This window comes from Pseudomonas sp. JC1203, from assembly GCF_056175065.1.
Window position 1 is genome coordinate 275,217 of sequence record NZ_JBWCAM010000008.1, and the last position, 6,557, is coordinate 281,773.

Below are 6,557 nucleotides of genomic sequence, written 5' to 3' on the forward strand. Positions count from 1 at the left end.
GGCGTTGGTTTGCCAGCGAGATTTTAAGGCCCCAAAACGCTCGCGGGCAAGCCAGCTCCCACAAGACCGCGAATGGCCGCTAGCGGTAGAACAACCGATACCCCACCAGCCCCACCGCCTCGTTCAACAACTGCCCACTCTGCCAGAACGCCTTCCCTTCCGGCAGCCAGCCGCCAAACACCCGCGCATTGTCGATGCCCAGGAACCCCACTGGCGCACTCACCACCTCAAACCCGGCATGCTCGAAGCTCCAGCGCGCCCGAGGCATGTGCCAGGCCTGCGTGACCACCACCACCCGATGAATACCCGCACCCTTGAGGATGTCGGCGCTCATGGTGGCGTTTTCCCAGGTGGTGCGGCTGACGCCTTCCTGCCAACGGGTTGCCACGCCGAAATCATCGCGCAGCGACGTCGCCATGATGTACGCCTCGCTGGGCGGCGAGCCGTAGTGCAGGCCGCCGGAGGTCAGCACCGGCAAGCCCGAGGCCTTGGCCAGGCGCGCCGCGTAGCGCACCCGCTCAAGGTTGACGCCGGTGGGCTGGTCTTCCCCGCCCCAGGCCGGGTCGCCGCGCTCGCGGCCGGCACCCAATATCACGATGGCATCGGCGCGCTGGGCCAGCAGCGGCCATTGCCCGATAGTCAACGCCGGCTCCTGTTCCAGGGCATGGGCGGCCATTTGCACCGCCCGGGGCATGCTCATCAACCACAGCCCCCCCAGGCCCAGCACAAAGCAGGCGCAGGCCAGGCGCGGGCGGGAACGGCGCAGCCACCACGCCAGCAGCAGGCACAGGAAAAGCAGGCCAGGCGGCAGGAGCAATTGTTTGATGAGGTAACGAAAAGGCATCGAGCATCTCCAGGGATGCCCGAAGCCTAAGGGTTAAGGCGCACGGCCTCAATCTGAAAGTGTGTACGCAAGTGGCGCCGGCAGGTTGGGTGCATGTGCATCACCTCCGGTCTATTATTTGAATTGCGCAGCCCTTGCCTTGGCGCCGGTCTTTCTCGCGGCCTTGTCCTTGATCCACACCACATTGCTGGTGGCGGGCGCGGCTTCCCTGGGGTCACGAACCACGGCGCCAGCATGTACGCCCACTGGCATGGAATCCAGGTAGGCATTGATCAGTTCCACTTCCGCGCGGCTCAGGCCACGCAACTCCAGTTCAACGGGCGCCTCGTTGCGCAAACGTACAGATGTGCGGGCAACGTCGAGGGCCAGGCCAAGACGATCGATCAGGCGCTCGAACAGCTCCGGCTTCATAGCTTTAACATGTGACTCAACCATCCGTTCACCTCATTGAAGATAAAACAGCTTCCCCATTGATGAGCTTAGCGGCGCAGGCGAAACCAGCCCGCTGCCGCGACCAACGGCCAGTGCCTGCGGGGCTTTGCTGGCATTCGGCCGCTTCGCGCGGGCATGCGTTGATGCAATATGGGTTTCCCACCTTGAAGCGGGGTCATGTATGCTACGGCGTTTAAAGATCGCCACCGGATTGCCGGGTGTAGCGGATTTCACGCTGCCTGGATAAGGTCACCCATTTCTCAGCGCAAAGTAGCCATGCACGAACTCTATCAGCCCCGCGAAATCGAAGCCGCCGCCCAGTCGTTCTGGGATGAGCAAAAGTCCTTTGAAGTAAGTGAACAGCCAGGCAAGGAGACCTACTACTGCCTGTCGATGTTCCCCTACCCCAGCGGCAAGCTACACATGGGGCACGTGCGCAACTACACCATCGGCGACGTGATCTCGCGTTACCACCGCATGCAGGGCAAGAACGTCCTGCAGCCGATGGGTTGGGACGCCTTCGGCATGCCGGCGGAAAACGCCGCCATGAAGAACAAGGTCGCGCCGGCCAAGTGGACCTACGAGAACATCGCCTACATGAAGACCCAGCTGAAAAGCCTGGGCCTGGCGATCGACTGGTCGCGCGAAGTCACCACCTGCAAGCCTGACTACTACCGTTGGGAGCAGTGGCTGTTCACCCGCCTGTTCGAAAAAGGCGTGATCTACCGCAAGAACGGCACCGTGAACTGGGACCCGGTCGACCAGACCGTACTGGCCAACGAGCAGGTCATCGACGGCCGTGGCTGGCGTTCGGGCGCGCTGATCGAGAAGCGCGAAATCCCGATGTACTACTTCGCCATCACCGCCTACGCCGAAGAGCTGCTGGAAAGCCTGGACGAACTGACTGGCTGGCCTGAACAGGTCAAGACCATGCAGCGCAACTGGATCGGCAAGTCGCGCGGCATGGAAGTGCAGTTCCCGTACAACCAGGCGTCGATCGGCGAAGCCGGCACCCTGAAGGTCTTCACCACCCGCCCCGACACCCTGATGGGCGCCACTTACGTGGCCGTGGCCGCCGAGCACCCGCTGGCCACCCTGGCGGCGCAGAACAACCCTGAGCTGCAAGCGTTCATCAACGAATGCAAGAGCGGCAGCGTCGCCGAAGCCGACGTCGCCACCCAGGAAAAGAAAGGCATGCCGACGTCGCTGTTCGTCGAGCACCCACTGACCGGCGACAAGCTGCCGGTATGGGTAGCCAACTACGTGCTGATGCACTACGGCGACGGCGCGGTCATGGCCGTGCCTGCGCACGACGAGCGTGACTTCGAGTTCGCCCACAAATACGGCCTGCCGGTGAAATCGGTAGTGCGCACCAGCGCCGGCGACACCAACCCTGCCCCATGGCAGGAAGCCTATGGCGAGCACGGCACGCTGATCAATTCCGGTGAATTCGACGGCCTCGACTTCGCTGGCGCCTTCGACGCCATGGAAGTGGCGCTGATCAAGAAAGAGCTGGGCAAGTCGCGTACCCAGTTCCGCCTGCGCGACTGGGGCATCAGCCGCCAGCGCTACTGGGGCTGCCCGATCCCGATCATCCACTGCGACGCCTGTGGCGACGTGCCGGTGCCTGAAGACCAACTGCCGGTCCAGTTGCCCGAAGACGTGGTACCGGACGGCGCCGGCTCGCCGCTGGCGCGCATGCCCGAGTTCTACGAGTGCAGCTGCCCGAAATGTGGCGCACCGGCCAAGCGTGAAACCGACACCATGGACACCTTCGTGGAATCGTCGTGGTACTACGCCCGCTACGCTTCGCCCCAGTACGACCAGGGCATGGTCGACCCGGCTGCGGCCAACCACTGGCTGCCGGTTGACCAGTACATCGGCGGTATCGAACACGCCATCCTGCACCTGCTGTACGCGCGCTTCTTCCACAAGCTGATGCGTGACGAAGGGCTGGTGAGCTCCAACGAGCCGTTCAAGAACCTGCTGACCCAGGGCATGGTGGTCGCCGAGACCTACTACCGCCTGGAAGATAACGGCGGCAAGACCTGGTTCAACCCGGCCGATGTCGAGCTTGAGCGTGACAGCAAGGCCAAGGTCATCAGCGCCAAGCTGATGAGCGACGGCCTGCCGGTGGAAATCGGCGGCACCGAGAAAATGTCGAAGTCGAAGAACAACGGCGTCGACCCGCAGTCCATGATCGACCAGTACGGCGCCGACACTTGCCGCCTGTTCATGATGTTCGCCTCGCCGCCCGACATGAGCCTGGAATGGTCCGACTCCGGCGTCGAAGGTTCGCACCGCTTCATGCGCCGTGTATGGCGCCTGGCCCAGGCCCACGTAGCCCAGGGCCTGCCGGCCGCGCTGGACGTCGCCAGCCTGTCCGATGAGCAGAAGGCGATTCGCCGTGCCACGCACCTGGCCATCCGCCAGGCCAGCCAGGATATCGGCCAGCACCACAAGTTCAACACCGCCATCGCCCAGGTGATGACCCTGATGAACGTGCTGGAGAAAGCCCCGCAGGCCACCGAGCAGGACCGCGCGCTGATCCAGGAAGGCCTGGAGACCGTGACCCTGTTGCTGGCCCCGATTACCCCGCACATCTGCCACGAGCTGTGGAATGCGCTGGGCCACGCCGGTGCGGTCATCGACGCCGGCTGGCCGGTGCTGGACGAAAGCGCCCTGGTGCAGGACAGCCTGCAGTTGGTGATCCAGGTCAACGGCAAGCTGCGCGGCCAGATCGAGATGCCGGCCAGCGCCAGCCGCGAGGAAATCGAGGCGGCCGCCCGGGTCAACGAGAACGTGCTGCGCTTCATCGACGGCCTGACGATCCGCAAGGTCATCGTCGTGCCGGGGAAACTGGTCAATATCGTCGCCAGCTGATCGGATCAGCGCGCCCGGGCAACCGGGCGCCATTTACAGAGTCGGCCCACAAGGTTTCTAGGGAGCAACAAGATGATCAAACGCAATCTACTGGTTATGGGCCTGGCCGTGTTGCTGGGCGCCTGCGGTTTCCAGTTGCGCGGCACCGGCACCAGCGTCATGGCTCTCAAGGAGCTGAACGTCACTGCCCGCGATGCCTATGGCCCTACCGTGATGCAGCTGCGCAAGCAGATCGCCGCCAGCGGTGTGAAAGTCTACGACGGCGCCCCCTACAAGCTGGTGCTGAGCCGCGAGCAGGAAGACCAGCGCACGGCCAGCTACACCAGCGGTACGCGTTCGGCTGAGTACGAGCTGACCACTACCCTGAGCTACGACATTGTCGGCCACGAGAACCTCAACCTGCTCAGCGACAAGATTGTCGTCGACAAGACCTACACCCAGGATGGCAACAACCTGGCGGGCTCCGACCAGGTGGCTCACGAGACTCGCGACGAGATCCGTCGTGAAATCGTCCAGCGCCTGATGCTGCGCCTGCAGCAGATCACCCCGCAGCAGCTGGACAAGCTGCAGGATGATGCCGAAGCCAAGGCCAAGGCCCTGGCCGAGCAGGAAGCCGAGGCCCAGCGCATTCGTGACGCGACGCCGCAACAGTCGCCGATCCAGATCCCTTCGAAGTAAAAGAGGAACGGGGCGCTCAGGCGCCCCTTCTTTCATCACCATGAAACTGACCCCCGCCCAACTCAACAAGCACCTGCAAGGCAGCCTCGCGCCGATCTACGTGATCAGCGGCGACGACCCGCTGCTGTGCCAGGAAGCCGCCGACGCGGTGCGCGCCGCTGCGCGCCAGCAAGGCTTCGATGAACGCCAGGTGTTCAGCGCCGACGCCAACTTCGACTGGGGGACGCTGCTGCAAGCCGGCGCCAGCCTGTCGCTGTTCGCCCAGCGCCGCCTGCTGGAGCTGCGCCTGCCCTCGGGCAAGCCCGGCGACAAGGGCGCCGCGGCACTGATCGAGTACTGCTCGCGCCCCGCCGAAGACACCCTGTTGCTGATCAGCCTGCCCAAGCTTGACGGCAGCGCGCAGAAGACCAAGTGGGGCAAGGCCCTCATCGAAGGCCAGCAGACCCAGTTCGTGCAGATCTGGCCGGTGGACGCCAACCAGCTGCCGCAATGGATTCGCCAGCGCCTGTCGCAGGCCGGCCTGGCGGCGCAGCAGGATGCCGTGGAGCTGATTGCCGCGCGGGTGGAAGGCAACCTGCTGGCCGCCGCCCAGGAAATCGAAAAGCTCAAGCTGCTGGCCGAGAACAACCAGGTCACCCTGGAGACCGTGCAATCGGCGGTGGCCGACAGCGCGCGTTTCGACGTGTTCGGCCTGGTGGACGCGGTGCTCAACGGCGAGGCCGCCCATGCCCTGCGCATGCTCGAAGGCTTGCGGGGCGAAGGCGTGGAACCGCCGGTCATCCTTTGGGCCCTGGCCCGTGAACTGCGCACCCTGGCCAATATTGCCCTGCAATACAGCCAGGGCACGCCACTGGACAAGGCCTTCAGCAGCGCCAAGCCGCCGGTGTGGGACAAGCGCCGGCCTTTGATGAGCAAGGCCCTGCAACGCCATTCGGCGAAGCGCTGGGGCGAGCTGCTGCAGGACGCCCAGCACATCGACGCGCAAATCAAGGGCCAGGCGCAGGGGTCGGTGTGGATCAGCCTGTCGCGGCTGTCATTGTTGATGGCAGGCCAGCGCACGGTGCTCCCCGCCCAGTGATAAAACCTGTAGCAGCTGCCGAAGGCTGCGTCCCAGGCAACGCGGTATATGCGCAGCGGCGGGACGCGGCCTGCGGCCGCTGCTACGGTTGCGTGGAAGGCCAACGGACCGTGCTTGAAACCTGTAGCAGCAACTGTCTTGAAATGGCGTCGTCTGCATCGCGACGCGGTCCATGGGGTATCCGCGTAGCAGCTGCCGAAGGCTGCGTCCGGCGGCGGTGCTGCGTGGGTCCGGGACGCGGCCTGGGGCCGCTGCTACAGATTCGTGTAGCAGCAACTGTCTTGAAATGGTGTCGTCTGCATCGCGACTAAAGTCGGCTCCTACGCCGTACGTGGTAGGAGCCGGCCTTGGCCGCGATGCAGGCGACGCGGTCCATGGGGTATCCGCATTCGCGTAGCAGCAACTGTCTTGCCCAGTTAATTACGTCCGCCATGCTGTGCCCTCGCGCAGCATGGCGTTAAGCCGGATCAGCAGCACCCGCATGCACGCCACCAGCGCCACTTTTGCGCACTTGCCTTTATCGCGCAGCCCCTCGTAGCGCGCCTTGAACGAGGCGTCGTAGCGGATGACTGTCCAGCACGACATGTACAGCACTCGCCGCACCGCACTGCGCCCGCCGCAGATCTTGCGCTTGCCCTTGAA

The 6,557-nt window shown here is 64.2% G+C and carries 5 protein-coding genes and 1 pseudogene; 3 read left to right on the forward strand and 3 right to left on the reverse strand.

The features are described from left to right. Positions 1 to 79 precede the first annotated feature (79 nt). Together AC0SZ7_RS14745 and AC0SZ7_RS14750 are read right to left on the reverse strand one after the other, a co-directional pair. Positions 80 to 844 (reverse strand): YdcF family protein, encoded by a 765-nt coding sequence (locus tag AC0SZ7_RS14745; RefSeq protein ID WP_475505079.1) that lies wholly within the window; start codon positions 842 to 844, stop codon positions 80 to 82. 114 nt (positions 845 to 958) lie between these two features. Next, positions 959 to 1,279, reverse strand: coding sequence for a hypothetical protein (locus AC0SZ7_RS14750; protein WP_475505080.1), 321 nt, complete (start codon positions 1,277 to 1,279; stop codon positions 959 to 961). Positions 1,280 to 1,552: 273 nt separating this feature from the next. On the opposite strand from AC0SZ7_RS14750, the gene leuS reads away from it, so the two are divergent. From leuS to holA, 3 genes are all read left to right on the forward strand, one after another. Next, positions 1,553 to 4,159, forward strand: coding sequence for a leucine--tRNA ligase (gene leuS, locus AC0SZ7_RS14755; protein ID WP_475505081.1), 2,607 nt, complete (start codon positions 1,553 to 1,555; stop codon positions 4,157 to 4,159). Positions 4,160 to 4,231: 72 nt separating this feature from the next. Further along, the gene (locus AC0SZ7_RS14760; RefSeq protein ID WP_475505082.1) at positions 4,232 to 4,837 is read left to right on the forward strand and encodes an LPS-assembly lipoprotein LptE; all 606 of its coding nucleotides are present in this window, start codon (positions 4,232 to 4,234) and stop codon (positions 4,835 to 4,837) included. A gap of 40 nt (positions 4,838 to 4,877) precedes the next feature. After that, on the forward strand, positions 4,878 to 5,915 hold the full coding sequence (gene holA, locus AC0SZ7_RS14765) for a DNA polymerase III subunit delta (protein ID WP_475505083.1): 1,038 nt from the start codon (positions 4,878 to 4,880) through the stop codon (positions 5,913 to 5,915). 420 nt (positions 5,916 to 6,335) lie between these two features. Here the strand turns inward: holA and AC0SZ7_RS14770 are convergent. Further along, positions 6,336 to 6,557 (reverse strand): annotated as a pseudogene (locus tag AC0SZ7_RS14770) (IS110 family transposase); the annotation flags it as partial.

What these genes read in the sequence shown, in the direction of transcription:
- leuS (WP_475505081.1), top strand. Translation starts at nt 1,553, where the DNA reads ATGCACGAACTCTATCAGCCCCGCGAAATCGAAGCCGCCGCCCAGTCG.
- AC0SZ7_RS14745 (WP_475505079.1), bottom strand. Translation starts at nt 844, where the DNA reads ATGCCTTTTCGTTACCTCATCAAACAATTGCTCCTGCCGCCTGGCCTG.
- AC0SZ7_RS14750 (WP_475505080.1), bottom strand. Translation starts at nt 1,279, where the DNA reads ATGGTTGAGTCACATGTTAAAGCTATGAAGCCGGAGCTGTTCGAGCGC.
- holA (WP_475505083.1), top strand. Translation starts at nt 4,878, where the DNA reads ATGAAACTGACCCCCGCCCAACTCAACAAGCACCTGCAAGGCAGCCTC.
- AC0SZ7_RS14760 (WP_475505082.1), top strand. Translation starts at nt 4,232, where the DNA reads ATGATCAAACGCAATCTACTGGTTATGGGCCTGGCCGTGTTGCTGGGC.